Origin of the sequence: Nostoc flagelliforme FACHB-838, assembly GCF_014698065.1 — a bacterium.
GTDB classification, from domain to species: Bacteria; Cyanobacteriota; Cyanobacteriia; order Cyanobacteriales; family Nostocaceae; genus Nostoc; species Nostoc flagelliforme_B.
Genome location: NZ_JACJSI010000681.1, coordinates 1 through 1,883, shown reverse-complemented (window position 1 = coordinate 1,883; position 1,883 = coordinate 1). Strand labels below are relative to the sequence as shown.

Annotated in this window: 2 pseudogenes; both read right to left on the bottom strand. The window is 37.9% G+C overall.

The window, feature by feature from the left end:
- Positions 1-82, bottom strand: a pseudogene (locus H6G97_RS50640) (helix-turn-helix domain-containing protein); the annotation flags it as partial.
- A gap of 76 nt (positions 83-158) precedes the next feature.
- A pseudogene (locus H6G97_RS54560) lies at positions 159-1,457 on the bottom strand (IS4 family transposase); the annotation flags it as partial.
- Positions 1,458-1,883 lie beyond the last annotated feature (426 nt).

Genomic DNA, 1,883 nt, shown 5'->3' with positions numbered 1-1,883 from the left:
CACTTCTATAACTACAACCTAACCAATCACTAATTTCTTGGTAAGTTTTGCCATCATCCATCAGTAATAACATTAATATTCTCTGTGTTAACTGTGGATTATTACTCTCTGATCATCGGTGAGAGGTTAGAATGATTGCACATTTGTCAAGGAGGTGTGGGAAAAGGGGATAAATCCAGCTTGGAGACTGGTTTTCGCAGGGCTTTGACAACTCCTAAATCTTGATTCTCTTTTGCAGCAAAGTACTTAATGGGGTCATCGGCGTTACCTTTATCGTAGGCAACGCTGAAATGGTACAAACCTCGAAAAATCATTTCCAAAGAAATGCGGTCAAATGGCAAAGATAATTCATCAGCTACTGCATCCCCCAAGTCAACCAAAACAGCATAAAATAACCAAGTAGCCCAGACTTGTAGCTTGATACCATTAATAGAACCAGCCCATAAATAAGATAGCCCCAGCAAGCGTTTTACTGAGTAAAAAGCTTCTTCAACTCTCCATCTTCGGCGATATAAATCTGCCACAACATAAGGAGGTAATATTGCAGGATCAAGAACAGAAGTAATGTAAGAATAACTAGTTTTACCAACCTTAATTTCTATTAAACGTAAAGTGAGTACTGGTGCGCCACGACGAACAGTTCCAAGTTGAATCAATCGGTCTTTAAGCGAATGGTCATAGCTAAAAATCTTTAAGTATTTAATAGATGCTTTAGCTTTTAAGCGAGTAATAAAATGAACTTCTTGGTTAATAAGTTGTTGCAAAAACTGGAAATGGTAAAAACCTCTGTCAAGTAAAATCAGAGTTCTGGCAGGTAGTAAATTCAGTAATGCGGCTTCAAAATTCGTCTCTGATGCGGCGGGGTTTGTGTGAAACCAAACTTCAATAGGTAAACGAGTAACCAAATCAATAACTGTACAAATTTTCCCTGCTAATTGCCCTGTCTTCAAGTCTTCCAGGCTTTTTAACTTCCGAAATAAAGCGTGTCTTTTGTTGACCCATCAGCAATCCAAATTCGTTCAAAATTACGCAGTGCTTGACTTTTCACTATCTGGTAGTGGCCGCCTGAGCCGTTGTTGCCAATTCCGTTGTAATTGAGGGAGTAAATCTTTAAATACTCGCTCAAATAATTCAGATGGGAATACTAAAAATCTTTCAGAAAGAGATTGTTGGGCAACTTTAGTAACAGGACACCATAATAACCCTTCTCGTGCTAACAGACGATTCAACTCTTGAATGCCAGGAACTTGTCGCCACAACAGTGTTAATACTGCTGCCACCATTAAGGATAAATTCAGAATTCTATCTCGTAATCCTAATTGCTTGTAATATTTTTGTTGAGCAAAAACTGCTGGTGTTAATAAAGCTTCTAAGTGTTGAGAAATCGCCTCATTATCTATAGTAGGAGTATTATGTTTGTGCGCGTGGTCAGAGTTTTGTTTTTGTCGCTTGGGCATAATGGTAGACCAAACTTTTCATTACGTCATTTGATAATTGAATTTACCTAACAATGTTGCCCACTTTTTACGTCGTTACAATACTTTTTCATCTCCTATAAAAGCAGTTAAACATTTTAAAGATAATGATAATCAAATATAGGGGGAGGAGGTGAGCGACGCTCACCTCCTCCCCCTACCCTCAATACGATTATCATTCTTATTTAAAATATTTTGAGTATTTTAACTGATTGACAAAAGACACTTTGTCCTAACCTCTCACCGATGCTCTCTGATAGAGCTTTTTGTAAATTCTCTTTCTGTAATTTACTTACGGTCGGTTCGCTCATTTCACAAACAGAATAGCCAAATAACAGCCTGAAAGTGTAGTCTGCAAAGGTGTTCACTAATAATTGAGGCGGCTAGATAACAGTTGCAAAACACTAC